Source organism: Gillisella vitis, from assembly GCF_001541345.2.
GTDB classification, from domain to species: domain Bacteria; phylum Pseudomonadota; class Alphaproteobacteria; order Rhizobiales; family Rhizobiaceae; genus Allorhizobium; species Allorhizobium vitis.
Map to the genome: position 1 here is coordinate 707,705 of NZ_LMVL02000003.1, position 26,242 is coordinate 733,946.

Genomic DNA, 26,242 nt, shown 5'->3' on the forward strand with positions numbered 1-26,242 from the left:
CCTTGCCTATTTGCTTGTCAAGAATGGCTATAGTGCATGATGCGTAAAAGTGTGAAGCGGTTTTACGAAACCATCATGCTCCGACAGCATCTTACGGCGGCGACCAAGACATTTTCATTCCCTTGCTGTTGCTGTGTCGCTAAGGTAACTGAAAATTCATGATGATCCGGGTTGAAATGACATTGCGCCTTTTTCCACTGCTTTTCGCCCTGGGCTATGCGCTCACAGCGCCGGGTGCGTTTGCCCTTACCATCGGCCTGGTTGCGCCGCAGGGTGGGCCTTATGCTGTTCTTGGTCAGCAGATACGGGCTGGGGCGGAAGCTGCGGCAAAGCAAAGCGGCGATACGCTGGCGGTAATCGACGAGCCATGCGCCACGGGCACCGGCCCGGCGATTGCTGACAAGCTTGTAGCGGCAAAGGCCGATGCGGCGATCGGCTTTTTGTGCAGCGAAAGCCTGGATGGTTTGCTGGCCAAGCTTGGCCCGGCCGGTATTCCGTCCGTGACGCTTTCGGTGCGCTGGCCCACTGTTATGGAAGATGCCTTGAAGAACCAATGGCCACTCTTCCGGCTGGCACCCAGCACCAAAGCGGAAAGCGAAAAGCTGGTGGATGTGATCGTCAGCCAATGGGCAGGAACGGCCTTTGCGCTTCTCGATGACGGCACAATCCGCAGCCGTGAACTGGTGGAAGCCATCCGCGTGTCGCTGGAACAGCGCGGCATGAAGCCGGTTTTCACCGATACTTACCGCCCGGCTCAGGAGCAACAGATTGCCCTGGTGCGGCGCTTGAAGAAGACGGGCGCGACCAATGTCTTCATCGGCGGTGACCGTAGCGACGTCTCGATCATCGCCCGCGATGCCAAAGCCGAGAATATCCCCCTGACGCTTATGGGCGGTGAGGCAATGAGGGCGGTAGATCGGCCCGTTCCATTGCAAGACGGGGTATTGGCCGTGATAACGCCGGATTATGCCAGAATGCCGAGCGCACAGAAGGCGGTTGATGCGCTACGAACACAGGGCAGCGCAGCGGATGGTTATGCCCTGCCCGCTTTTGCCAGCGTCCAGTTTTTGCATGCGGCGGCGGCATTAAACGAACCGTCGTTGGCTGAGGCCATCAGCAAGACCAAGGCTGAGACCGTCATCGGCTCGCTGTCCTTTACCGACGGCCACGAACTCAGCGACAATCCGTTTCAATTGCAGGAATGGCGTGACGGTAGTTTCCAGCCGCCCCGTCCGCTTAGCGAATAACGGCCAGCGGCTATTCGTAAGGCCAGACTGGCCGTGTAAACAACCCGCCATCGACCCAGAGCGTCTGACCGGTCACAAAGGCCGCCGCGTCACTGGCGAGATAGAGCACGGGGCCGGCGATATCCTGCGGTGTCCCCACACGGCGCAACGGCGTGACCTTGCCCCAGACTTCGCCATAGTCAGGTGCTTCCTCATAGGTTCGTTCCGTGGCAATGGCACCGGGCGCGATACAATTGACCCGGATGCCATGCGGCCCCAATTCCACCGCGGCTACCTTGGTGAATTGCTCCACCCCGCCCTTGGAGGCGGTATAATCAACCAGGTTTGGGAAGGCGAGCTTATTGCAGCCCGAGCCAATATTGACGATGGCGCCACCGTTACCAGTTGCAACCATCCGGCTTGCAGCCGCTTTGGTGTTGAGAAACGTGCCGGTTAGGTTGGTGCGGATCACCCGGTTCCAGTCTTTTTCAGAGAGATCCAGCAGGCTGGACCAGGTCTGCACACCGGCATTGTTGATGAGAACAGCCGGGCTTGCCTTGGCCCAGGCGCAGGCCTGATTGAAGAACTGATCGACGGCGTCTCCGTCGCCGACATCGGCGGAAAGGGCCAGCACGTTGCGGCCCTGTTGCTCCATCAGGAACACCAGGCTTTTGGCCGGTGTATCGTCGCCAAGATAGCTGAAGGCCACCGTGTCGCCCAGACCGGCAAAAGCCTGGACCAGCTGGCGCCCTATGCCCGTGCTGCCGCCGGTGATGATCACAAACCTGCCCATATTTCCTCCCATAGGTCATCTCCAAGCATTCATAACCCGGCTATCGCACCTGTCCAAGGCCGGATCATGATCGCCCGCAAAGCGGCTGTAAAATCAACCGACTTTCGCAATCTGGGCCACAGGAAAGGTTGTCGCGCTAATGCGGGAATGCTATGAGCGGCACGACACCCGCTATATCGAAAGAACGAAATAAATGACACCTCCGCTGCTGATCGCCCCTTCGATCCTCGCCGCCAATTTTTCCCGGCTGGGGGCTGAAGTTGCCGATGTTGTGGAGGCGGGCGCCGACTGGATTCATCTCGATGTGATGGATGGCCATTTCGTGCCGAATATCTCTTTCGGCCCGGCTGTTATCAAGGCGTTACGGCCCCATACCAAAGCGGTATTCGATTGCCACCTGATGATTGCCCCTGCCGATCCGTTTCTGGCCGCCTTTGCCGATGCCGGATGTGATTACATCACCGTCCATGCCGAAGCCGGGCCGCATCTGCATCGCTCCTTGCAAACCATTCGCGCCCTGGGCAAGAAAGCTGGTGTATCGATCAATCCGGCCACGCCGGTCTCCATGCTGGAAAACGTCATCGATGATGTGGATCTGATCCTGATCATGAGTGTCAATCCCGGTTTTGGCGGGCAGAGCTTCATTCCTTCTGCGGCGGACAAGATCGCCCAGGCGCGGGCGCTGATTGGCGAGAGGCCGATTGCGCTGGAAGTCGATGGCGGCATCACCGTGGAAACGGCGCCAATTGCCACAAAGGCCGGTGCCAATGTGCTGGTGGCAGGATCTGCGATCTACAAGGGCCAGGGTGTCGATGCCTACCGCGAAACGGTGACGGCATTGCGCCATGCCGCTGAAGGAGGCAGGTCTTGAAACTAAACTGGCTTTCCGCAGCCATGGTTGCCGTGGGCAGCCTTGCCGCCCTGCCCGCTGCGGCAGGCGATATCGCCGCCGTTCGCCCCATCGGTTTTTCTGCTGACGGTTCCGTCTTCGCCTTTGAGGAATATGGCGTGCAGAGCGGCGTCAACACGCCTTATTCGAATATTTTTGCCATAGATCTCAACAATAATACTTTCCTGCCGGATACGCCGGTGCGCCTGCGCGGCGATGACGACAAGGCCAGCATGGCCGCGATCCGCAAGCAGAGCATGGATCAGGTGGCAAAAACTGTTCAGGACCGAGGCCTGCTGGATCATCCCGGTGAAGTGGTTGCCTTCAATCCCCTAAGCGAGATCGGCATTGATCCGCATGTGCTCAGCTACCGCGTTCACGCCTCACAGCCGACGGTGGGCGAGCCAAATACACTGACGCTGGAAGAGCTGGACGAAGGCGCGCCTGCCGCCTGCAAGGACCAGGTACAGACCATCAAGGGCTTTCGCCTGAAGATGACGCAAATCAACGGCGCCAAGCAGGACAAGGTCGTCTATGAAGACGGCCACGTACCCGCCAGCCGCCGTTGTCCGACCGGCTACCGGCTGGGTGGCGTCGTCACCTATCAGGTTCCCGGTGGCAATGTGGTGCAGATCGCCCTGGTCCTGGTGATGAACCCCTCCTCCGAAGGCTCTGACGGACGCTGGCTGGCGGTACCGATCAAGCCCTGACACCATCCTTTCGCGCCGTTGCCGTTGAGATCGGCTGCCATGTTTGCTATGGGGCGGCATAGGTTATTCATGCAAGAAAGATCAAGCCGATGATCCCGCGTTATTCCCGGCCAGAAATGGTCGCCATCTGGTCGCCCGAAACCAAATTCCGCATCTGGTTCGAGATCGAGGCCCATGCCTGCGACGCGCTGGCCGAGCTGGGTGTGATCCCTAAGGACGCCGCCAAAACCATCTGGGAAAAGGGCGGCGCTGCCGAATTCAACGTAGCCCGCATCGACGAGATCGAAGCCGTCACCAAGCATGATGTCATCGCTTTCCTCACTCATCTGGCAGAGTTTATCGGCCCCGACAGCCGGTTCGTGCATCAGGGCATGACCTCGTCCGACGTGCTGGATACCACCTTCAACATTCAGCTGGTCCGCGCTGCCGATCTGTTGCTTGCTGATATGGACCGCGTGCTGGCCGCGCTGAAAACCCGCGCCTTTGAGCACAAGGATTCGGTGCGCATTGGCCGCAGCCACGGCATCCACGCCGAACCCACCACCATGGGCCTGACCTTTGCCCGGTTCTACGCCGAAATGGAGCGCAACCGCGCCCGTCTCGTCAATGCCCGCGCTGAAATTGCCACGGGCGCCATCTCCGGTGCTGTTGGCACCTTTGCCAACATCGACCCCAGCGTGGAAGAGCACGTCTGCGAAAAGCTCGGACTCGTACCGGAGCCGGTTTCCACGCAGGTCATCCCGCGCGACCGCCACGCCATGTTCTTCGCCACATTGGGCGTGATTGCCTCGTCAATTGAAAACGTCGCGATTGAGATCCGCCACATGCAGCGCACCGAGGTGCTGGAAGCCGAAGAGTTCTTCTCTCCGGGCCAGAAGGGCTCGTCTGCCATGCCGCACAAGCGCAATCCGGTACTGACAGAAAACCTCACCGGCCTCGCCCGCCTCGTGCGCATGTCGGTTGTGCCTGCCATGGAAAACGTCGCCCTTTGGCACGAGCGCGACATCAGCCACTCCAGCGTGGAACGGACAATCGGCCCCGACACCACCATCACGCTCGATTTCGCCCTGAACCGTTTGGCTGGCGTTGTTGAAAAGCTGGTGATCTACCCGGAAAACATGTTGAAGAACATGAACAAATTCCGCGGCCTCGTGATGAGCCAGCGCGTGCTGCTGGCGCTCACCCAAGCTGGTGTTTCCCGCGAAGACAGCTACCGCCTCGTGCAGCGCAATGCCATGAAGGTCTGGGAACAGGGCAAGGACTTCCTGGAGGAATTGCTTGGAGATGCCGAGGTTCGTGCCGCGTTGAGCGAAGAGCAGATCCGTGAGAAGTTTGACCTCGGCTATCACACCAAGCATGTCGACACGATTTTCAAGCGGGTTTTTGGGTGAAAGACATCTGAACAGCGCTGAATTTTAATGGGATTATTTTGGATCATGTCACCCTCAGGCTTATCTCACTACTGTCCGGTTTAAATTTTGTGGACATGGCGCACGGTGTTGATTCTACTCGTATTCGAGCGTTTGGCGACGATCTCGGACACGAAAGAGGAGCAGCACCGTGCGGCACGAGAATAGCGTTTTCCATGATCTTTTGAAGCGTATTCCCTGGGCGTCGTTCGAGCGGCTTGTGGATGAACATGGTGCTGACAAGCATATCCGCCGGCTATCGACCAAAAGCCAGTTCGTCGCCCTGCTCTATGGGCAACTGGCGGGAGCGGTGAGCCTGCGTGAGATCGTCGGTGGCCTGGAAAGCCATTCGGCGCGGCTCTATCATGTCGGTGCCAAGCCCGTGTCACGCTCGACGCTCGCCGATGCCAATCGTTTGCGTGCGAGTGCTGTCTTTGCCGGACTGTTTGCGCAGATGGCGGCCATGGCGGGGCGCGGCTTGCGTCGGGCAGTTGGCGAGGCGACTTATCTGATTGATGCAACAGGGGTCAGGCTCAGCGGTGCTGGATCGCAGTGGGCGCGGTTCTCCGACCATGCCTGTGGAGCCAAGGTTCACATTGTCTATGATGCGGACGCCGAGCAGCCCATCTATGCGGCCGTCACACCTGCCAATATCAATGACATCACCGCCGCCAAGGCCATGCCGATCGAGCCGGGTGCAACTTATGTCTTCGATCTCGGCTACTATGATTTCGGCTGGTGGGCCAAGATGGACAAGGCCGGATGCCGGATTGTGACCCGGTTCAAATCCCATACGCCGCTTTCCGTGACGCGCGAGCAGACGGTTGCAGAAGACGGCCCTGTTCTGTCCGACCGCATCGGCCTTCTGCCTGCACGCCAGGCCGCCAACCGCAAGAACCCGTTCAGCGATCCGATTCGCGAGATTACCGTCAGGACCGAGACAGGAAAGGTGCTGCGCATCCTGTCCAATGATCTCGACGCACCGGCGCAGGAGATCGCCGACCTCTACAAGCGCCGCTGGGCGATCGAACTGTTCTTTCGCTGGGTCAAGCAGACGCTGAAGATCCGCCATTTCCTTGGCACGTCAGAGAACGCCGTTCGCATCCAGATCGCGGTTGCCCTCATCGCCTACCTGCTCCTGCGATTGGCGCAGGCCGATCAGAAGACCGTGCCAAGCCCGCTCGCCTTCGCACGACTGTTCCGCGTCAACCTCATGCATCGCAGACGCACAGACCGCCTTCTGACCAAGCCGCCCAACAAACCCAAAAGCCCAAACCAGTTGGCGTTCCAGTGGGCGTGAATTTAAACCGGACAGCAGTGGGCTTATCTTGAGGGTGACACCTTCGATAGCATTTCGACGTTATCAGCGGCTCGGCGCACGGCGGAGCATGACCTGTAAGGTGATTGAGGCCTTAACCTCGAAAACGGATTGCATTCAACGTCGTGGATGATAATCAAGAATTCCGGCTCCACTATATCGAGGGAATATTATGCCGGATTTTTCTACATTCATGCTTTTTGCCGCGGCCTCATTGGTTCTCACAGCAACTCCCGGCCCGGATATGTTGCTCATTGCCTCGCGCAGTGTTAGCCAAGGCCGGTCGGCTGGATTTCTAACATATGCGGGCATTGCTTTTGGCTGCTATTGTCACGCAACGGCTGCTGCCCTTGGACTATCGCAACTTTTCCTCACTGTTCCCGTTGCCTATGAGATCGTGCGTTGGGCAGGCTGCATCTATTTGCTTTACCTTGCCTATAAGACGATACGGTCACAAGGAGCAGCCTTCTCTCCTCAATCGTCACTCAAGCGCCTCTCTGGCAAACGCATTTTTACAGAAGGTCTTGCGACTAATCTTCTCAATCCCAAAATGGCGCTTTTCGTTCTTGCCCTGTTTCCGCAATTCGTAAATCCGGAACGAGGCTCCCTGCTCATGCAAATGCTGTTGCTTGCCACAGTCTTGAATGTCATCGGAATGTTCGTGAATGGCGTGGTCATCCTCCTCGGCAGCCGGATACGCAGCCATCTTTCATCAGTGCGTCGCTTTCCAAAACTGCCTCAATATCTTCTTGCGACGGTCTTTACTGGTTTGGCCTGCCGCTTGGCTCTGGGCACGAGAAACTGAAATTGGCAAGGTCCGTTGATGCATTCTGAACCAAACGGACTCTAGAAACACCGTTCCTTTACGACTTGCATCCCGCCCATTCATCCTCCCGCTGATCATTGTTAAACCGTACTTACTCGCTATATTCTTGACCATTATCAGTCATGTACGCGGATAAGCGCCGTGGAAAAATGGAATGCGGCATGAAACTTCTTCTTCGTTTTATCAGTGTGATCCTGCTTTCTCTTCTGGTTCTGGCAGCACTCGTTGCCACAGGCTGGATTGCTCTGGCGCTCTGGTATCGTATTCCCGGACCGGAATATGTTCGTGGAGCGGCTGTTGGGCTTTGGCTGATTTTTATCCTCGCCATCATCTCAATTGGTCGAAAGTCACTGCTCGCATCGGTCTGCCTTTTTGTGCTGAGCCTGGTCGTCGTCGGTATCTGGTGGCACTCGATCAAACCGAGTCTTGATCGCGATTGGGCGACGGATGTGTCGAGAACTGTCACCGGGAGCGTTGAGAACAACATTGTGACGCTCCAGAATGTGCGAAACTTTAACTGGACAAGCGACACGGTTGCCGATGCCAAATGGGAGACGCGGCAATATGATCTCAACAAGCTGAATGAGGCCGATATGGTCCTGTCCTATTGGGGCATGGATGCCATTGCCCATACGCTGATCAGTTTCGGGTTTGAGGATGGTCAGCGCGTGGTATTTTCGGTGGAAACGCGCCGAGAGAAGACCGAATCCTATTCATCGATTGCAGGCTTTTTCAAAACCTATGAACTGGCTTTTCTCGCCGCCGATGAGCGTGACATTCTCTATCTTCGCACCAATATGCGCAAGGAAGACACCTATCTTTACCCGCTGGATATTCCCAAACAGGCGATGAGAGCCTTGTTTTTAAATTACGTGAACTCGGCAGATCAGCTTGCCAAACAGCCCAAATTCTACGACACAATCACCACCAATTGCACGACAGTGGTGTTTGATCTTGCTCGCCAGATTGAGCCCGGCATTCCAACGGATTACCGCGTTTTGCTGTCGGGCTACCTGCCCGGCTATCTTGCAGAGCATGGAGCCTCGCTCTGGAAACTGCCGGAACCGGAATTGCGCGCCCGCGCCGCCATCAGTGCCAAAGCGCAGGCTGCGGGGAATTCACCGACTGATTATTCCGGTGTGATCAGGCAGTAGGCCACTTCCAATAAAAAAGCCTCTTTCCGAATAACGGAAAGAGGCTTGATGACAAATCACTTCAGTCTTTACTCAGGCAGTTTCCGCACAGCGCCCAAATCAGCCGACGTCGCAAAAGCCGCATAGGCCTTCAGCGCGGTCGTCACCTTGCGCTTGCGGTGCTCCGCAGGCTTCCAGCCAGCGGCATCCTGTGAGACGCGGCGGGCGGCGAGTTCCCCTTCGGACAGCATCAGTTCGATGGTGCGATTAGGGATGTCGATGGCGATCGTGTCGCCGTTGCGCACCAGGCCGATGGTGCCGCCATTGGCAGCTTCTGGCGAGACGTGGCCGATGGACAGGCCCGATGTGCCGCCGGAGAAGCGACCGTCGGTGATCAGGGCGCAGACCTTGCCGAGGCCCTTGGATTTCAGGTAGCTGGTCGGGTACAGCATTTCCTGCATGCCAGGGCCGCCCTTCGGTCCTTCGTAGCGGATGACCACGACATCGCCTGCCACGACCTCATTGCTGAGAATGGCTTTTACCGCCGAATCCTGGCTTTCATAGACCTTGGCCGGGCCGGTGAATTTCAGGATGCTTTCATCGACACCAGCGGTTTTGACGATGCAGCCATCCAAGGCGATATTGCCCTTCAAAACAGCCAGACCGCCATCCTTGGAGAATGGCTTTTCAACCGAGCGGATAACGCCATTTTCGCGGTCCATGTCCAGCTCATCCCAACGGGACGATTGCGAAAACGCCACCTGCGTCGGTACACCACCAGGGGCGGCGCGGAAGAACTCGCGTACACTCTCGGACGTGGTGCGGGTAATGTCCCAGCGGTCGATGGCATCGCCCAGCGTTGGCGCATGAACGGTTGGGCAGTCGCGGTTGATCAAGCCACCGCGATCCAGCTCGCCGAGAATGCGCATGATGCCACCTGCACGGTGTACATCTTCCATATGCACATCCTGCTTGGCAGGCGCGACCTTGGAGAGGCACGGCACGCGGCGCGACAACTGGTCGATATCATCAAGATTGAAATCAATCTCACCCTCATAGGCGGCAGCCAGAATATGCAGAACGGTGTTGGTGGAACCGCCCATGGCAATATCCAGCGCCATGGCGTTTTCAAACGCCTGTTTGGAGGCGATGTTGCGCGGCAGCACGTTTTCGTCGTCCTGCTCATAGTAGCGGCGTGTGATATCAACGATCAGGTGGCCAGCTTCTACAAATAACCGCTTGCGGTCGGAGTGGGTGGCCAGCGTGGAGCCATTGCCGGGCAGTGACAGGCCCAGCGCTTCCGTGAGACAGTTCATGGAATTGGCGGTGAACATGCCCGAGCATGAGCCACAGGTTGGACAGGCCGAACGCTCGATGGTCGCCACGTCTTCATCGGAAATCTTATCATCAGCGGCTGCAACCATAGCATCCACGAGGTCTAGCGCGACCTTCTTGCCGTGCATGACGACCTTGCCCGCTTCCATTGGGCCGCCGGACACGAACACGGTTGGAATGTTCAGGCGCAAGGATGCCATTAGCATGCCGGGGGTGATCTTATCGCAGTTGGAAATGCAGACCATGGCATCGGCGCAATGGGCATTGACCATATATTCGACGCTATCGGCGATGATTTCACGCGATGGCAGCGAATAGAGCATGCCATCATGGCCCATGGCGATGCCATCATCCACGGCAATTGTGTTGAATTCCTTGGCAACGCCGCCAGCGGCTTCGATTTCGCGAGCCACGAGCTGGCCGAGATCCTTCAGGTGCACGTGGCCGGGCACGAATTGCGTGAAGGAGTTGACCACGGCAATAATCGGCTTGCCGAAATCGCCATCCTTCATACCGGTAGCGCGCCAAAGGCCGCGTGCGCCTGCCATGTTGCGGCCATGGGTCGTGGTTCTTGAGCGATAGGCTGGCATGGGTGTCACCTCAATACTATTTATTGCGCCGGAAACGCATCGAATTTTCCAATTTATCTACGGTAGTCGGGCCTTTGTGTCACTATCAGCATGGTCGAAAACGGTACGCTCGCGGAAAGCTGAATGAGTGACGCGGCAGCGGCGCACAAGATTGTGAAGTTAACTTCTCATCAAATCGTTCTGTCCTTGTAACTTTTTCGATCTATTTGCCGTATTCAATCGTAGACCAATCATAATCGACAGGGAGCAGATTAACATGGCCGCGTTTCGCCCACCGCATATCCCCGCATCCGAGATTACACCGCAGGGCATCTACCTGTCACGCCGCAGCCTGATTGGTGGCGCGGCGGGAACCTTGGCGCTGGCGGCGGCTGGCGATGTGCTGGCCGCGCCCCTGACTGCCAAGCCGTCGGATTATAAGGTGGATGAAAAGCTGACGCCGAAAAAAGACGTCACCACCTATAATAATTTCTACGAATTCGGCACGGACAAATCCGATCCCGCAACCAATTCCGGTAAATTCAAACCAACCCCCTGGACGGTGGAGGTTGGAGGTCTGGTTTCCAAGCCGCAGAAGATCGCCATCGAAGACATCATGAAGTCCTTCACCATGGAAGAGCGGATCTACCGCATGCGCTGCGTTGAGGCCTGGTCCATGGTCATTCCCTGGGATGGTTTTCCGCTGTCGGCGCTTCTGGACCGGGTCGAGCCGCTGGCCAGCGCCAAGTATGTTGCCTTTGAAACCGTGGTGCGGCCGGAAGAAATGCCGGGCCAGAGCGGTTTCTTCCAGTCAATCAACTGGCCCTATGTCGATGGCCTGCGACTGGATGAAGCGCGTCATCCGCTGACCATCCTCGCAACCGGTCTTTACGGAGAAACGCTGCCGAACCAGAACGGTGCGCCTTTGCGGCTGGTCGTGCCGTGGAAATACGGCTTCAAGGGCATTAAATCCATCGTCAAGATCACGCTGACGGAAAAGCAACCGCCCTGCACCTGGAACATTCTGGCCGCCAATGAATATGGCTTCTATGCCAATGTGAACCCCAAGGTCGATCATCCCCGCTGGAGCCAGGCGACAGAGCGGCGCATCGGTGAAGGTGGTGGCCTGTTCGGCGGCTCACGCAAGGATACCCTGCCCTTCAACGGTTACGGGGAACAGGTCGCCAGCCTTTACGCTGGCATGGACCTGACCAAGAATTTCTGATCATGGCCTCTTTCAGTCTCTCCGCACGGCAAAAATCGCTCTCCATCTGGGCGCTCTATGCCTTTGGCCTCATGCCGGGCCTCTACGCCTTCTATCTCGGCATTTTCGGCGATCTCGGTGCCGATCCGGTACGCGAATTCGAGCATCGCCTCGGGCTCTGGGCCTTGCGTTTCCTCTGTCTGGGGCTGGCGATCACGCCGCTGCGTGATCTGGCAAAATACAATTTCATCGCCTATCGCCGGGCGCTGGGCCTTTTGGTGTTCTACTATGTGCTGGCCCATTTTGCCGTCTATCTGACGCTGGACAGGGGCCTGATTCTCTCGTCCATTCTCGGGGACATCCTGAAACGGCCCTATATCATGCTCGGCATGTTGGGTCTCATCCTGCTCATTCCGCTGGCGCTGACCTCTAATCGCTGGTCGATCCGCAAGCTCGGCAGCCGCTGGAATACGCTGCATAAGGCGAGCTACATCATATTGGCAGCGGGGCTTTTGCATTTCGTCCTGTCGCGCAAGTCCTTCACGCTGGAGCCAGCCATTTATACCGGCATCGTTATCCTGTTGCTTGGTTATCGTCTGGTGCGTCCAAGGCTGATGGCGGCGAAGCGCAAAAAGGCGGCGCTCGCTAAGGCGGCAACCCGGACTGCTTAAGGTTTAGGCTCAGGCAAGCCAGACTTCCTAGGATTTTCCCGAGAAGACAAACGGAAACGTGAATGTCTGGGGTCTGGCGGGTTTACTTGGAACCTGCCGGACTCTCGCATCGGTTTTCGGCCATGCAGGGAGACCAGAATACCGTGTTGAATGTTGCCCACCCCCTCCAGGAGGCGAAACGCCTTTATGACAGTGGCCAGTATCAGGCGGCATTGGAGGCAGTCTCCGGCCTGGTTGCCAGCCATCCTGGCCCCGATGCGCCTGGCCTGCTTGGGGAAATCCTGCTGAAACTGGGTTCGGTGGAGGGTGCGGTCGAAGCTTTCGAGTTTGCCGCAAGCCGTATGCCGGAGCCGGAGGGATCGCGATTGCGCGCCCATGCCGCCTTTCTGGCGCTGGGGACAGATGCGGTCTACCCGCCGGAGCGCATGAATGGGTTGCTCTCCACCTTGGTCGCCAGCGATAGGCCGGAGCATTGGCAAAAGGCCGGTGAAATTCTGTCGGCAGACAGTCGCAATCCGCTGACGCTGACTGTGTTGCAGAAATTGCGCCGTCTTAGACCTCAAGACGATAACGTGCTGATGCTGCTGCTGCGGGTGGCGCGTGAACAATGCCATTATCCGGTTTTGGTGGAAGAAGAGCCGCTGCTGCGGCAAAAGCTGGCACGTGGCGAGATCGCATGCCTCACCCAGGAGCCGCCACATGCCAGCCTGATGTGGGAAGACGATGAGCGGCTGAACCGTCTGGCCTCGATGATCAGGGGCTTCCCGCCCGTCACTCCGGCCATGCAGGCCTTGCGGCATAGCCAGCCACATAGCTGGGGCGAAAAGCTCCGAATCGGCTATCTGAGCTGTGATTACTGGGACGATCACGCCACCATGCGGCTGCTGCGCTCGGTGCTGACCGCTCACGATGCGGCGCGCTTCGATGTGACGCTGTTTTGCTACACGCCAGACCAGTTTCTGGCCTATGACAATGGCGGGCGTCAGCAATGGGGCCGAATCGTTTCGATCACCGATATGAGCGATGACCAGGCCGAGGCGACGATCAGGGCGCACAACATCGACATTCTTGTCGATCTGAAGGGCCATACGCGCGGCAGTCGCTCTGCCCTGATGAACAGGCCGCTGGCGCCAGTGCATGTTCAATGGCTGGGCTTTCCCGGCACCTGTATCGAGATCGATTGCGATTATGCGATTGGCGACCGGTTTGTGCTGCCCGACAGTTCAAAGCGCCATTACCATGAGAAATTCTGCCGCCTGCCAGAATGCTACCAGCCGAACGACCCCATCTACCGTCCGCTGGCCGATGCCGCCAGCCGCATGGCGCTTGGCCTTCCGGCTGACCGCGTGGTGATTGGCGCCTTCAACAGCCAGCGCAAGAACTCGCTGCTCACCATGCGGCTTTGGGCCGAGGTGCTCAAGGCCAATCCCAAGGCATTGCTCTGGCTGATGATCGACGGGAATGGTGCGCGTCAGGCAACCGCTGCCCATTTCAAGACGCTGGGCGTCAAGCAATCGCAATTGCTGTTTGCGCCGAAAATGGCCTATGCGGCGCATCTGGCCCGGGCGCAGGCGGCTGATTTGGCCATCGACACGTTCCCCTGCAATGGTCACACAACGACCTCGGACATGCTGTGGGCCGGGCTGCCGGTGCTGACCATGCAAGGCCGTAATTTTGCGTCCCGCGTGTCGGAAAGCCTGCTGAACGCTATCGGTCTGCCGCAACTGGTGGCAAGGGACGAACAGGATTTCGTGGTGCTGGCAACTGACCTCATCAACGACCCGGAAAAGCTGCGCGCCCTGAAACACCATTTGGTCGATCAACGCTTCAAGACGCCGTTGTTTGATGCAACGCGCTTTTGCCGCCACCTGGAGACCTCCTACGAAATGATGGCGGAACGCGCCAAAGCGGGATTGCCGCCGGACCATTTCGATGTCCCCATGACACCAGAAAGACAGACATCATGACAGTGCTGATGGATGAGACGGGTTCGCAACCATCGGATCTCGATCTTCGGATTCGTACAGCAAAAAATCTGGAAGCGACTGGCAAGATCATTGATGCTGCACAAGCCTTTGCCGATCTCGGCACTTCTACCGCATTAGTCGATCCGTCAGCTCAGGCGGGCTTTCTTGGCCATGCGGCGCGTCTCTATCTGGCCGCCATGCAGCAAGAGAAAGCCGTCGCTCTTGCTTTAAACAGCCTCGCACTTGGCCCCGCGACTGTGGACGCTGCCTATGTGGTGCTGAAATCTGGAACTGTTCCACTGTCCCACGCGGCAAAAGACGCCCTGATCGCCACGCTGGGGACAAGCAATGATATTGATGATCTGGTGCTTGCTGCCCTGTCTGTCGGCAATGACATCCATCATCCGCTTTGCCTACCGATTTATACAAGGCTGCGGCAATTGCGTCCGGACCTGCCGAAAGTGCGCATGGCGCTGGTGCAGATTGCCCGGATGCAATGCAATTACGACATCCTGACAGCCGAGGAGGCTCTGCTGCATCGCGATATTGCGGCTGGTAATGTGGATTTTCTCGCAATGGAATCGCCCCATGCCAATCTGATGTGGCTGGCGGATGAAAGCCTGAACAGGCGCGCCCGTTACTATACGATGACACAGGCGATGACAGCGGCATCCCAGACGACACGGCGCAATCTGCCGCACGTCTGGGGCGAAAAGCTGCGGATAGGCTATCTTTCCGGTGATTTCTGGGATGATCACGCCACGATGCGTTTGTTGCGCAGCGTGTTGACCAGCCACGATGCCAGCCGGTTCGAGATTTTTCTGTTTTGCCATACGCCTCACCACCTCGTCGAGATCGATAAGGGCGGCCGTCAGCAATGGGGGGCGATCACCTCGATTGCCGACCAGACTGACGATGAGGCAGAAGCAACGATCCAGGCCTTTCAGATCGACATCATGGTCGATCTGAAAGGCCATACACGCGACAGCCGCTCCGGGCTGATGAACCGGCCTCTTGCACCGGTTCATGTCGCGTGGCTCGGCTTTCCCGGCAGTTGTTGCGATGTCGATTGCGATTACGTCATTGGCGATCATGTCGTGCTACCTGATAGTGCCAAGCCTCATTATCATGAGAAATTCTGCCGAATGCCGGACAGCTATCAGCCGAACGATCCGTTTCATCGTCCCTTCCCGCCCGCCTCATCCCGCATGGCGCTCGGCCTGCCCGCGGACAGGGTGGTAATCGGTGCCTTCAACAGCCAATCGAAAAACACACCGGAAACCTTGCGGCTCTGGGCGCGCATCCTCAAGGCCAATCCAAAGGCCCTGCTCTGGATGATGGTCGATGGCCATAGCGCGCGCCAATCCACCGCCGCCTTCTTCAAATCGCTTGGTGTCAAGCAATCGCAACTGCTGTTTGCTCCGAAAATGCTGTATGAAAACCACATCGCCCGCGCAAAGGCTGCCGATTTTGCCATCGACAGTTTTCCCTATAACGGCCACACCACCACCTCGGATATGCTGTGGTCAGGCTTGCCCGTTATAACCAAGCGGGGAACTAATTTCGCGTCTCGCGTTTCGGAAAGCCTGTTGAAAGCCATCGGTCTTGATGAATTGGTGGCGCGGGACGAAGACGATTTCGTCGAGCTTGCCACGGCGTTGATCAATGATCCTCCCAGGATTGCCCGGTTGAAGGCGCATATCGCCGAACAACGGTTCATAGCGCCCTTGTTCGATGCGACGCGGTTTTGCCGCCATCTGGAGGCTGCTTATGTCACCATGGCAGACCGCGCCAAGGCGGGCCTTGCACCGGATCATTTCGATGTCGTGGCCCTGCCCCGTGATAACGGCAGTTTTCAACGCGCTTCGTAGACGAAACCCTCGAAATCGGCCGATCTCGCCTGCCCCGTCAGATCGAAGGCGAACAGGCCGGTAAAGGCGCCCGTGAAGGAGGCGTCAAAGCCGCGCCCGCCCTCATCGGAAATGACGCCTGCGTCGAGAATCGGGCCAACCGTCTGCCATGCCTCGCCGGAACCGTCCCCGGCTGTACGCCAGAAGAATTGCAGATCGTTATTCGTCACCTCCAGCGCCAGATCGATATCGCCATCCGGCAGAGACAATCCGGCATCGATGGGAAAGACCAGTTTGCCGTCTGGATAGTCACCGGGGCAAGACAGGATTGTCAGCGTCCGGCCCAAAGTCTCGTGCCAGGTGACGGTCAGGGCGTAAAACTTGTAGCGGTTATAATAATGGGTCAGGCCCGCCGCCTGCTGATAGGTCTGCGGCGCAAAACTGATCCGGGTCTGCGCCCGGAAGGAGTGATGCTGCTGGCGACGGGCGACAAGCGCTTGCTCAAACCAGCTACCAATGCTTTGCCGGCCATAAAGCCGCAGAAAGCCGGGCAGCGCCGTAAGGCTGAAAATCCGCTCCGGCTCCGGCGTCCGCAGCCATTGAAAATCCATCGGCAGGCCGGAAGGATCAAAACGGTAGTCGATGATCGCGGGCTTTTCCAAACGCTCTGCCGGTAAAGGCGGCTTCACATTGACCGCAGGCACCGGACCGCCATGGGCCAGATAGAGCCAGTCTTCCTTCCAGACGCATTTTTGCAAGGATGTCTCACGCCCCAGCGTGCAACGGCGATAGGGCGCCAGCGGGCGGCCGCATAAATGGGTGTGATAGGCCTGCCCGTCAGGCGTTTCCACATATTGCCCGTGGCCAGCCTTTTGCAGTTCTGCCTTGGAATCATCTTTGGAGGTGATCAGATGCCGGTCAGGATGGGTCTCATAAGGGCCTTCGATAGTGCGCGACCGCGCCATGGTGACCGCATGGTCATAGCCTGTGCCACCTTCGGCAACGGTCAGATAGTACCAGCCATTTCGCTTGAACAGATGCGGTCCCTCGACCAGTCCAAGTTCGGTTCCGGGATAGATATTGCGCACCGGACCTGTGAGCGTTTTTGCCACCGGGTCCCATTCCTGCAACAGGATGCCGTCGAAGGCCGGATGCGGGCCGATGGTATTGAAAGCCTCAAGCCGGTGGTTCCATTGCATGTTGACGAACCATTTGCGGCCATCGTCATCGTGAAACAGTGAAGGGTCAAAGCCTGACGCATTAACATAGACAGGATCGGACCATTCACCCTCGATGCTCGGCGAGGTCACAATGTAATTGGGGGCATCCTTGAAGCTACCATCGAGGCGCTTCACATCGGTATAGACCAGCCAGAACAGCCCATCGGCATAGGACAGGCACGGCGCCCAGATGCCGCAGCTATCGGGATTGCCGCGCATGTCCAACTGGCTTTGGCGCTCCAACGGGCGGCGGATCAGTGTCCAATTGATCAGATCGCGGGAATGGTGGATCTGCACGCCCGGATACCATTCGAAGGTAGAGGTGGCGATATAATAATCCTCCCCCACCCGGCAGATGGACGGGTCCGGGTTGAAGCCCGGCAGGATTGGGTTGACGATCATGCTTCCTCCTCCACGAGAAAAACCTCCTCGCCGTCACCAGCAAGGAGGGTCGGATCAATCAATCGCGCTCGGCGGATTTCGCCCAGAGATTGATATCGGCTTCCTTGGCATAGACATTGATCTCGGCCAGTTCCGCCTCGGTAAAATCAGGCGTGTCGAGCGCCTTGACGCAATCCTCGATTTGCGAAACCCGGCTGGCGCCGATCAGGGCAGAGGTCACACGACCACCGCGCAGCACCCAGGAAATCGCCATCTGCGCCAGTGTCTGGCCGCGCTTTTCGGCAATCGCGTTCAGCTTGCGGATATTGTCGATGATCTCAGGGCGGATGAACTCGCGCTTCAGGAAGTGATTCTGAGCGGCACGGCTATCCTCGGGAATGCCCTGAAGATATTTGGTGGTCAGCATGCCCTGCGCCAGTGGTGAAAACACGATGGAGCCCATGCCGACATCCTCAAGCGTATCGAGCAGCTTGTCATCCTCCACCCAGCGATTGAGCATCGAATAGCTCGGCTGGTGGATCAGCAGCGGCGTACCGAGGCCCTTCATAATCTCGACCGCTTCGCGGGTTCGCTGCGAATTATACGAGGAAATCCCAACATACAGCGCCCGGCCCGAACGGACGATATGGTCGAGAGCGCCGCAGGTTTCTTCCAGCGGTGTATCAGGGTCGAAACGGTGCGAATAGAAAATATCCACATAGTCCAGACCCATACGCTTCAGGCTCTGGTCGCAGGATGAGATCAGATATTTGCGGCTGCCCCATTCGCCGTAAGGACCGGGCCACATATTGTAGCCCGCCTTGGACGAGACGATCAGCTCGTCACGAAACCCATGAAAATCGGTCTTGAGGATTTCGCCGAAGGCCAGTTCGGCAGCGCCCGGCAGAGGGCCGTAATTGTTGGCAAGATCGAAATGGGTGATGCCAAGATCAAAGGCGCGGCGGCACATGTCCCGCTTTATCTGGTGCGGCGTGTCATCGCCAAAATTATGCCAGAGACCAAGCGAGATCGCCGGCAATTTAAGTCCGCTCTTGCCGCAACGATTATAGGTCATCCGCTCGTAGCGGTCGTCAGCCGGTTGCCAGGTCATGTTACGCTCCCTGAAATGGGCGACGGCATTACGCCGCCGCCTTTGTCTGTTCAGCCTTACCGAAGCAAGGCCCTTGCCTCTTCTACGCCAAGAGCCGCCGGTTGGGTACAGCTAGTGGAGAGCGTTATGAATTCGCCTGTCTCTCCGGATTTCAAAATGGCCGTCATCACATCGACCCCGTGCAAAACCCGGTCCAGCGAGCAACGCGCATCGCGTCCCTCAATGATCGCCAGGGCCATGTCGGCAAGCCCCGCCGTGCGGTAATTGGCGCGCGGCCCCTGGGCGCTTTCCTGATTGTTGATGCCGAACGGATGGTCCCATCCCTCCAGCGGCTTGACATCCTTGTTGCGGCCCGTTGCCTCGACCACGCCACCGAAGAAATTCGGGTCCGGGACGAATAGCGAACCTTCCGTACCATAAAGCTCCATATTGGCATGGCGATGACACCAGACATCCCAACTGGCCGACAGGGTTATGGTCGCGCCATTGACGAATTCCAACAGGGCATGAATGTTGGTCGGTGTCTTGACCGGGATCACCTGGCCGTTGCGCGGTTCACTGGTAATGGTACGGGTCTCACTGGCCATCGATGTCAGCGCCCCGACCCGTTTGACCGGACCGATCAGGTTGATCAGGTTGGCGATGTAATAAGGCCCGAGATCGAGGACCGGACCGCCGCCCGGCAGGAAGAAGAAATCCGGGTTCGGGTGCCACATTTCCATGCCGGGGCTCATCACGTGGCAGGTGCCAGATGTGACGCGGCCAATACCGCCTTCATCGATATGTTTGCGCGCCAGTTGATGCGCACCACCCAGGAAGGTGTCAGGGGCGCAGCCGACTGAGAGACCCTTGTCTTTTGCGATCCGCCGCAGGCTCTCACCTTCTTCCAGGCTCAGAACCAGCGGCTTTTCCGAATAGACATGCTTGCCTGCTTCGAGAATCTGTTTGGAGACGGCATAATGCACCGCCGGAATGGTGAGGTTGACCACCACATCCACATCCGGATTGGCCAGTAGCTCTTCCACCGTCTGGGCCTTGACGCCGAATTCCTCGGCGCGCAGCTCTGCCGCATTCATGTTGATATCGGCGCAAGCCACCACCGTGATGCCCTTGAACAGCGGGGCTAGTGTGAAATAGGCCGAGGAAATATTGCCGCATCCGATGATGCCGACATTAAGTTCACGTGTCATCTGAGTTTATCCTGACAAGTAACTGATTTAAAATGAATTAAAGGACGCAATAGACCGGGTGATCAATCTGTCGATATCGTTGGGATTGTCATGCTCGACCACGTAATATTGGACGTTATAGCGCTCCAGAGCGGCCACCAGTCCCTTCCAGTCGACCGTGCCGTGGCCAACATCGGCCCAGCCGTCTTCATCCGCATTTTCGCCTGCGGGCGCGATATCCTTGACATGCACGGCGGTGATCCGCTTGCCATAGCTCTCGATCCAGGACACGGGATCGGCATGGCCACGCACCAGCCAGGCCAGGTCGGCTTCCCAGGTCAGGCTTGGGCCACCGGCAAAAATCTGCTCCTGCGGCGTTGAGCCGTCGGGAAGTGCTGCGAATTCGAAATCATGATTGTGCCAGCCGAACAGCAACCCGGCATCGACGAAAGGCTTGCCTGCCTTTTCCAGCCTTTGGCCAAAAGCAAACCAGCCCGCCGCATCCGTTGGACGCAGGTCCGCAACGAGATGAGGGCAATAGACCGCTTTTACGCCCAACGTCTTGGCAATGGATAGCGCTTTGGCCGGATCGCTTTCCAGCAGGTCGAGGCCAAAATGGCCGGTCGGCATGGTCAGGTCATTGGCATCGAGATCGTCGCGCAACGCTTTTAGCGCCGCGTCATCGGCGCTGGCATACATCGCGCCATAGCCCTCGACATGCGTATAGCCCGCAGCCTTCAACTTCGGAAGGATGGCGGAAAACGGTTGGAAATTACGGGCGCTGTAAAGCTGAAAGCCGAGATCGGTCATGGTCATTTCCTCCTGAATGAATAAGCCGCGCCTCCCATGACGCGGGTTGTCGGTTTGTGTCGAATTAGTCGGCGGTTTGGCAGGAATAGAGGTCGTAAAGGGTGAAATCAGGCACTTCGCCCGGCGGCAGCGGCGTGGCTGGCGTGAAGGTCACACGGCGGATTTCACCGGCGGTCAGGTCGAAGGCGTTGTCGCTGTAGCTCCCGTCAAGGCGGCTTTCGATCATCACGAACAGTGCAAGACCGGAGGCAGTAACCGTCAATTCGAAAGAACCATCGGCCTGTGGCGTGACATTGAGGCCAAGGCCCGATGGCTCCAGTTCGAGGCTTTTGTAAGCGCCACCTGACACGAAATGGCCCTCGCCTTTCATGCCATTGGATGCCTTGAAATCCCATATTATCAGTAGATTGCCGGGGAGATCTGATAGTTCAATGGAAGTCAAAATCTCCGCTCGATCTGGCGAGCATGATCCGCGTGCCGTCGTCAATAGCCGGCGCTCACCAGACAATGTCAGCGCAAACACGGTCAGATCGATATCGACACTGTCAGCCGTGTCATTGACCATGGAAAATTGCAGCCGCTTGCCCGTTTCATCCGGGATGGCCGCAATAGTCACCGGCTGGAAGAAACGCTTGACCATATAATGCATGGCCTTCCACCGCCCGCCGTAATCCAGGCTCGCCCAGGAGGCGACAGGCCAGGTATCGTTGAGCTGCCAATAAAGCGTACCCATGCAATGCGGTTTCAGCGAGCGCCAATAGTCCACCGCCGTCTTGATCGCCAAGCCCTGCTGGATCTGGCTGAGATAGACGAAATTGGCGAAATCCTTGGGGAAGCGGAAATAGCGGAACATCGTGCCTGCGATCCGCTCATTGCCGCCAGCATTCTTCTGGTGCAGCTCGATGACCGGCGAGGCGATATTCATGTCCTTTGCCTCGGCAAAGTTCTCAATGACGGGCAGCGACGTATAGGACTGGAAACCGAATTCCGAGCAGAAGCGCGGCTTGACGCTGCGGTAATTGTCGAAGCTCTTGTTCTCGTGCCAGACCGACCAGTAATGCATGTCGCCGGAGCCATCGGCATGCCACGCATCGCCATAGTCGAGATAGCCCGAGGCTGGGCTGGAGGGCCACCAGATTGCCTGCGGAAAGGTCTTTTTGACCCCCTGCTCGATCACCCGGTTCAGCCGGTCATAGGCGACCAGATAGCGGTCACGATTGTTGCGGCTTTCATCGAACCAGGTCAGCGCGCCCATCAATTCGTTGTCACCGCACCAGAGCGCAATAGACGGATGCGATTGCAGGCGGCGAACCTGATAATCAACCTCGGCTGCGACATTATCGAGGAAGTCATCGGTGCAGGGATAGAGATTGCAGGCAAACATGAAGTCCTGCCAGACCAGCAGACCCAGCTGGTCGCAGAGATCATAGAACCAGTCGGCTTCATAAAAACCGCCGCCCCAGACGCGGATCATGTTCATATGGGCGGCCACCGCCGAGTCCAGCAGGCCCGTGGTTTTTTCCGGCGATGAACGCGAAAACAGCGCATCGGCGGGAATCCAGTTGGCACCCCGGCAGAAGATCTCCCGACCATTGACCTTGAAGGCAAACCGGCTGCCCGCCTCATCGGCATCGGTGATAAGTTCGATGACCCGCAAGCCGATCAGCTTTTCGACTGTATCGCCCGGAACATCTACGCTAAGGGCATAAAGCGCCTGCTCGCCGCTGCCCGCAGGCCACCACAGGTTCGGCTGCTCCACCTCGAATACATGTGTAATCACCGTTTCCCCGGCATTGACGCCGCAGTCCAGCCGCACCCGCTCGTCCTCCAGCTGGAAATGCACCGGCACGACCGATGGGGTCTTGGCAAAGATCGTTGCCTTGACCGTCAGCTCCACCCTACCGTCGGCATGGTGCAGCTGGCTGGTCTCCACATGCTCGATCCGCGCCGGGTCCAGTTTGCGGATAGCAATGGTCCCATAGACGCCAAGCGGCGCGATGGCGATATTCCAGTCCCAGCCGAAATGGCATTGCGGCTTGCGCAGCATGTTCCCATGCGGGATGGGCGAATTGCCGGGATGGTAAGGCACGTAGAAAGGCTGGCGCGCCTGCCGCTCGGCACCCGCCTTGATGCTGGAATGGATGACAATCCGAATGGTATTTTCGCCCGGCTGCAAGGCGGCGCTGATGTCAGGACGGTAGCGGCGGAAGCAATTGTCGGCGGAAAGCACCGGGATGTCATTGATGAACACCATGGCAACCGTATCGAGATTGTCGATATCCAGATACCAGTCCGCATCGGCCACATCGAGATGGAAGCTGCGCACCATCACCCAATCGCTTTCGGCCACCCATTGCACCTGTTCCTCATTCCTGGCGAAATAAGGATCGGCAATCATGCCTGCCGCATGAAGCGCGCTATGCACGTCGCCGGGCAAGGTGATGGTGCAGGCATGCTCACCGTTTACAGTGGAAAGCTGCCAGGGGCCAGCAAGGTCGTGGATATCGGTCATGTTCACCTCGATAACTGCGGAGCGGATGATACCGCTCCTCTGGATAGGGGTGTCAGAGACGCATCTCGGTCTCGGCGTCGAAAATCGATGCGACGGACATGTCGAAGGCGAGTTTGACCTCGCTGCCGGGCCGGTAGCGCCTCGTCCCGGCAATGCGCACCGACAGCACCTGGCCCGCCAGCTTCAGCCAGAGGAGGTTATCGGCGCCCATTGGCTCCTCAATATCAACGAGGGCCGAGTGCGCCTCCTCGCCCGGACCGATATCGCCGTCCACGGCGATGTGTTCGGGACGAGCACCGAGCACAACCTTTCGTCCGGGCAGGAGCGTGCTATCGGCCTGATAGCCTGTCAGGCCGAAATCGACGCCACCGGAATGAAACACCACAGCACCATTTTTTTCCCGCAATTCGCCCTTGAAGAAATTCATCGACGGCGAGCCGATAAAGCCAGCCACGAACAGGTTTTTCGGCCGGTTATAGATGGTCATCGGATCATCCAACTGCTGGATGACGCCGCTTTTCATGATGGCGATTCGGTCAGCCAGCGTCAGCGCCTCGATCTGGTCATGGGTGACGTAGATCATCGTGTTTTTCAGCGATTGATGCAGCCGCTTGATCTCAACGCGCAACTCGGCCCGCAGCTTGGCATCGAGATTGGACAGCGGTTCATCAAACAGGAAGACATCGACATCGCGCACCAACGCCCGACCGATGGCAACGCGCTGGCGTTGACCACCGGAAAGCTCGGCTGGCTTACGCTTCAACAGTGGGCCGATTTGCAGAATCTCGGCGGCCCGCGCCACCCGCTTGTCGATTTCGGTCTTGGGCATTTTCGCCACCTGCAAGCCGAAGGACAGGTTTTTCTCCACGGTCATCTGCGGATACAGCGCATAGGACTGGAACACCATGCCGATGCCGCGATCCTTGGGTTCTTCCCAGGTGACGTTCTTATCCTTGATGAAGATCTGTCCTTCGGAGACATCGAGAAGCCCGGCTATGCAGTTGAGCAGCGTGGACTTGCCGCAGCCGGACGATCCCAGCAGCACCAGAAACTCGCCATCGGCGATATCCAGATTGAGATCCTTCAGCACCGTGACGGCGCCGAAATTGAGCGAGAGATCGCGTATGGAAACACTAGTATTCATCGGCATTATCCCTTCACGGCGCCCGCGGCGATGCCACGCACGAACAGGCGTCCGGAGACAAAATAGATAAACAGCGGCACAGCGCCGGTTAAAATCGTTGCGGCCATGTTGACGTTGTATTCCTTCACGCCCTGCACCGAATTGACGATATTGTTGAGCTGCACCGTCATCGGGTAATATTCCGGGCGGGTGAAGACGACGCCGAACAGGAAGTCGTTCCAGATGCCGGTCACTTGCAGGATCATCGCCACCACGAAGATCGGCAGCGACATTGGCAGCATGATGCGGAAATAGATCTGCCAGAACCCTGCCCCATCGATCCGGGCAGCCTTGAACAATTCCTCCGGCAGCGACGCGAAATAGTTGCGAAACAGCAGCGTCAGGATCGGCATGCCGAAAATCGTATGGACGATGATCAGACCCGTCAGGCTGCCATAGATGCCGATTTCGCGCAGCACGATGACGATCGGATAAATCATCACCTGATAGGGAATGAAGGCGCCGATCACCAGGATGGAAAAGAACAGTTCCGCACCCTTGAAGCGCCAATTGGCCAGCGCGTACCCGCTGACGGAGGCAATGGCGATCGACACCACGGTCGAGGGTACCATGATGCGCACCGAGTTCCAGAAACCGCGCGACAGGCCATCGCAATTCAGCCCGGTACAGGCCTGGCTCCAGGCTTTCACCCAGGGCTCAAAAGTAATCTCCATCGGCGGCGAGAAGATATTGCCCATCCGGATTTCCGGCATGCCCTTCAGCGAGGTGACGACCATCACGTACAGCGGCAGCAGGTAATAGGCGGCGGCCACGAACAGGATGCCGTAGAGCATGATATTGCGGCGCGACAGCATGGGCTTCGGCTTGGCCCCCTTTGGCCCTTCGCCGAGGCGTGATGCCACAGGACGCACAGCTGAAGCCTGCGTGTTGAGAGCGGAATGGTCAACCACGTTTGCGCCCTCCAAATTCCAGATAGGCCCAGGGAATGATGATGATGGCGACGGTGACCAGCATCATCGTCGAAGCTGCAAAGCCCTGCCCCAGATTCTGCGCCTGGAACATATAGTCATAAACATATTTGGCAGGCACTTCCGACGCGATGCCGGGTCCACCGCTGGTTTGCGCCACCACCAGGTCATAGACCTTGACTATACCACTGGTGATAATGACAAGCGTGGTGATGAACACCGGTCGCATCATCGGAATGATGATCAGCAGATAGGTTTTCCAGGTCGGAATGCCATCGACCCGCGAGGCCTTCCAGATGTCTTCGTCAATACCGCGCAGGCCAGCCAGCATCAGGCACATCACCAGGCCGGTTCCCTGCCAAAGGCCTGCGATCAGAATGCCATAAATCACCAGTTGGGGATTATAGAGCGGATCGAAGGTGAAGCTGGTAAAGCCCAGGCTGCGCACCACCGACTGCACGCCAAATTCCGGGTTGAGCACCCATTGCCAGACAAGGCCGGTGACAATGAAGGAAAGCGCAAAGGGATAGAGAAAAATCGTGCGAAACAGGTTTTCAAAACGGATTTTCTGATCCATCAGCGCTGCCAGCAGAAAGCCGATCACCAGGCTGAAGATCAGCGAGAAAAAGCCGTAGACAGCCAGGTTCTGGATCGAGATCAGCCAGCGCGCCGAGCCCCAGAGCCGCTCATACTGATCGAGACCGACGAAATTCAGCCGGGGCAGAAGCTTGGAATTGGTAAAGGAATAGACCACGGTCCAGACGCTGCCGCCGAGAAAAATAACGACAGCAACCAGAATCATGGGAATAGAGGCAATCTTGGCGTTCAGATTGCGAAACAACCGAACCGGTCTTTTAGTTTGGCCCGTGGCCATCATCGAAATACCCTCCTCTGGTCACAACCATCCCCTCCATATCTGGAAAACTCCAGTTGGCGGCGCCTTGGAACCGGAAGCCATGGCGAAGGGTGATCCGCCATGGCTTTGAGCCAGAAAATCCATAAAAACAAAGTGATGGAGCGAAAATGC

The 26,242-nt window shown here is 57.7% G+C and carries 21 protein-coding genes; 11 read left to right on the top strand and 10 right to left on the bottom strand.

What is annotated here, in order from left to right; genetic code table 11:
• Positions 1-161: 161 nt before the first annotated feature.
• Positions 162-1,247, top strand: a complete 1,086-nt coding sequence (locus ASB66_RS13465; RefSeq protein ID WP_060715976.1) for a branched-chain amino acid ABC transporter substrate-binding protein — start codon at positions 162-164, stop codon at positions 1,245-1,247.
• A 10-nt stretch (positions 1,248-1,257) separates the two neighbouring features.
• On the opposite strand, the gene ASB66_RS13470 is transcribed toward ASB66_RS13465, so the two are convergent.
• Positions 1,258-2,019 (bottom strand): SDR family NAD(P)-dependent oxidoreductase, encoded by a 762-nt coding sequence (locus tag ASB66_RS13470; RefSeq protein WP_060715478.1) that lies wholly within the window; start codon positions 2,017-2,019, stop codon positions 1,258-1,260.
• A 193-nt stretch (positions 2,020-2,212) separates the two neighbouring features.
• On the opposite strand from ASB66_RS13470, the gene rpe reads away from it, so the two are divergent.
• The 6 genes from rpe (at position 2,213) to ASB66_RS13500 (ending at position 8,325) form a co-directional block, all read left to right on the top strand.
• Positions 2,213-2,890 (top strand): ribulose-phosphate 3-epimerase, encoded by a 678-nt coding sequence (gene rpe / locus ASB66_RS13475; RefSeq protein WP_060715477.1) that lies wholly within the window; start codon positions 2,213-2,215, stop codon positions 2,888-2,890.
• The gene (locus ASB66_RS13480) at positions 2,887-3,618 is read left to right on the top strand and encodes a DUF2259 domain-containing protein (protein WP_147274039.1); all 732 of its coding nucleotides are present in this window, start codon (positions 2,887-2,889) and stop codon (positions 3,616-3,618) included. Before rpe ends, ASB66_RS13480 begins: the two co-directional genes overlap by 4 nt.
• Before the next feature lie 89 nt (positions 3,619-3,707).
• Positions 3,708-5,009, top strand: coding sequence for an adenylosuccinate lyase (gene purB / locus ASB66_RS13485; protein ID WP_060715475.1), 1,302 nt, complete (start codon positions 3,708-3,710; stop codon positions 5,007-5,009).
• A gap of 169 nt (positions 5,010-5,178) precedes the next feature.
• A complete protein-coding gene (locus tag ASB66_RS13490; RefSeq protein ID WP_060717794.1) occupies positions 5,179-6,327 on the top strand; it encodes an IS4 family transposase in 1,149 nt (382 codons plus the stop codon).
• Between the two features lie 190 nt (positions 6,328-6,517).
• Positions 6,518-7,150 (top strand): LysE family translocator, encoded by a 633-nt coding sequence (locus ASB66_RS13495; RefSeq protein WP_060717795.1) that lies wholly within the window; start codon positions 6,518-6,520, stop codon positions 7,148-7,150.
• A 182-nt stretch (positions 7,151-7,332) separates the two neighbouring features.
• A complete protein-coding gene (locus tag ASB66_RS13500) occupies positions 7,333-8,325 on the top strand; it encodes an Lnb N-terminal periplasmic domain-containing protein (protein WP_234613963.1) in 993 nt (330 codons plus the stop codon).
• Positions 8,326-8,393: 68 nt separating this feature from the next.
• Here ASB66_RS13500 and ilvD read toward each other — a convergent pair whose 3' ends face one another.
• Positions 8,394-10,229, bottom strand: a complete 1,836-nt coding sequence (ilvD, locus tag ASB66_RS13505; RefSeq protein ID WP_060717797.1) for a dihydroxy-acid dehydratase — start codon at positions 10,227-10,229, stop codon at positions 8,394-8,396.
• Positions 10,230-10,485: 256 nt separating this feature from the next.
• Here ilvD and msrP point away from each other — a divergent pair, with 256 nt between their 5' ends.
• The 4 genes from msrP (at position 10,486) to ASB66_RS13525 (ending at position 15,921) form a co-directional block, all read left to right on the top strand.
• Positions 10,486-11,433 carry a protein-methionine-sulfoxide reductase catalytic subunit MsrP gene (gene msrP, locus ASB66_RS13510; protein WP_060717798.1) on the top strand — a complete coding sequence of 316 codons (948 nt, stop codon included), beginning with the start codon at positions 10,486-10,488 and terminating at the stop codon, positions 11,431-11,433.
• Positions 11,434-11,435: 2 nt separating this feature from the next.
• Complete coding sequence (msrQ, locus tag ASB66_RS13515) at positions 11,436-12,083, top strand: protein-methionine-sulfoxide reductase heme-binding subunit MsrQ (protein ID WP_060717799.1); 648 nt, start codon at positions 11,436-11,438, stop codon at positions 12,081-12,083.
• Positions 12,084-12,145: 62 nt separating this feature from the next.
• Complete coding sequence (locus tag ASB66_RS13520) at positions 12,146-14,050, top strand: O-linked N-acetylglucosamine transferase, SPINDLY family protein (RefSeq protein ID WP_060717800.1); 1,905 nt, start codon at positions 12,146-12,148, stop codon at positions 14,048-14,050.
• On the top strand, positions 14,047-15,921 hold the full coding sequence (locus ASB66_RS13525; protein WP_060717801.1) for an O-linked N-acetylglucosamine transferase, SPINDLY family protein: 1,875 nt from the start codon (positions 14,047-14,049) through the stop codon (positions 15,919-15,921). The genes ASB66_RS13520 and ASB66_RS13525 overlap by 4 nt, the downstream gene beginning before the upstream one ends.
• Here ASB66_RS13525 and ASB66_RS13530 read toward each other — a convergent pair.
• From ASB66_RS13530 to ASB66_RS13565, 8 genes are all read right to left on the bottom strand, one after another.
• Positions 15,906-17,522, bottom strand: a complete 1,617-nt coding sequence (locus ASB66_RS13530) for a glycoside hydrolase family 43 protein (RefSeq protein WP_060717802.1) — start codon at positions 17,520-17,522, stop codon at positions 15,906-15,908. The two genes, ASB66_RS13525 and ASB66_RS13530, sit on opposite strands and share 16 nt — an antisense overlap.
• Positions 17,523-17,580: 58 nt before the next feature.
• Positions 17,581-18,612 carry an L-glyceraldehyde 3-phosphate reductase gene (gene mgrA, locus ASB66_RS13535; RefSeq protein WP_060717803.1) on the bottom strand — a complete coding sequence of 344 codons (1,032 nt, stop codon included), beginning with the start codon at positions 18,610-18,612 and terminating at the stop codon, positions 17,581-17,583.
• A 56-nt stretch (positions 18,613-18,668) separates the two neighbouring features.
• Positions 18,669-19,802 carry a Gfo/Idh/MocA family protein gene (locus tag ASB66_RS13540; protein WP_060717804.1) on the bottom strand — a complete coding sequence of 378 codons (1,134 nt, stop codon included), beginning with the start codon at positions 19,800-19,802 and terminating at the stop codon, positions 18,669-18,671.
• A gap of 27 nt (positions 19,803-19,829) precedes the next feature.
• Entirely contained in the window at positions 19,830-20,591 is a 762-nt protein-coding gene (locus ASB66_RS13545; RefSeq protein ID WP_060717835.1) for a sugar phosphate isomerase/epimerase family protein, read from the bottom strand.
• Between the two features lie 64 nt (positions 20,592-20,655).
• Positions 20,656-23,103 (bottom strand): beta-mannosidase, encoded by a 2,448-nt coding sequence (locus tag ASB66_RS13550; RefSeq protein WP_060717805.1) that lies wholly within the window; start codon positions 23,101-23,103, stop codon positions 20,656-20,658.
• 52 nt (positions 23,104-23,155) lie between these two features.
• On the bottom strand, positions 23,156-24,253 hold the full coding sequence (locus tag ASB66_RS13555) for an ABC transporter ATP-binding protein (RefSeq protein ID WP_272940002.1): 1,098 nt from the start codon (positions 24,251-24,253) through the stop codon (positions 23,156-23,158).
• A complete protein-coding gene (locus tag ASB66_RS13560) occupies positions 24,253-25,197 on the bottom strand; it encodes a carbohydrate ABC transporter permease (protein WP_060717806.1) in 945 nt (314 codons plus the stop codon). The genes ASB66_RS13555 and ASB66_RS13560 overlap by 1 nt, the downstream gene beginning before the upstream one ends.
• Complete coding sequence (locus tag ASB66_RS13565) at positions 25,190-26,092, bottom strand: carbohydrate ABC transporter permease (RefSeq protein ID WP_060717807.1); 903 nt, start codon at positions 26,090-26,092, stop codon at positions 25,190-25,192. Before ASB66_RS13565 ends, ASB66_RS13560 begins: the two co-directional genes overlap by 8 nt.
• Positions 26,093-26,242: the final 150 nt, after the last annotated feature.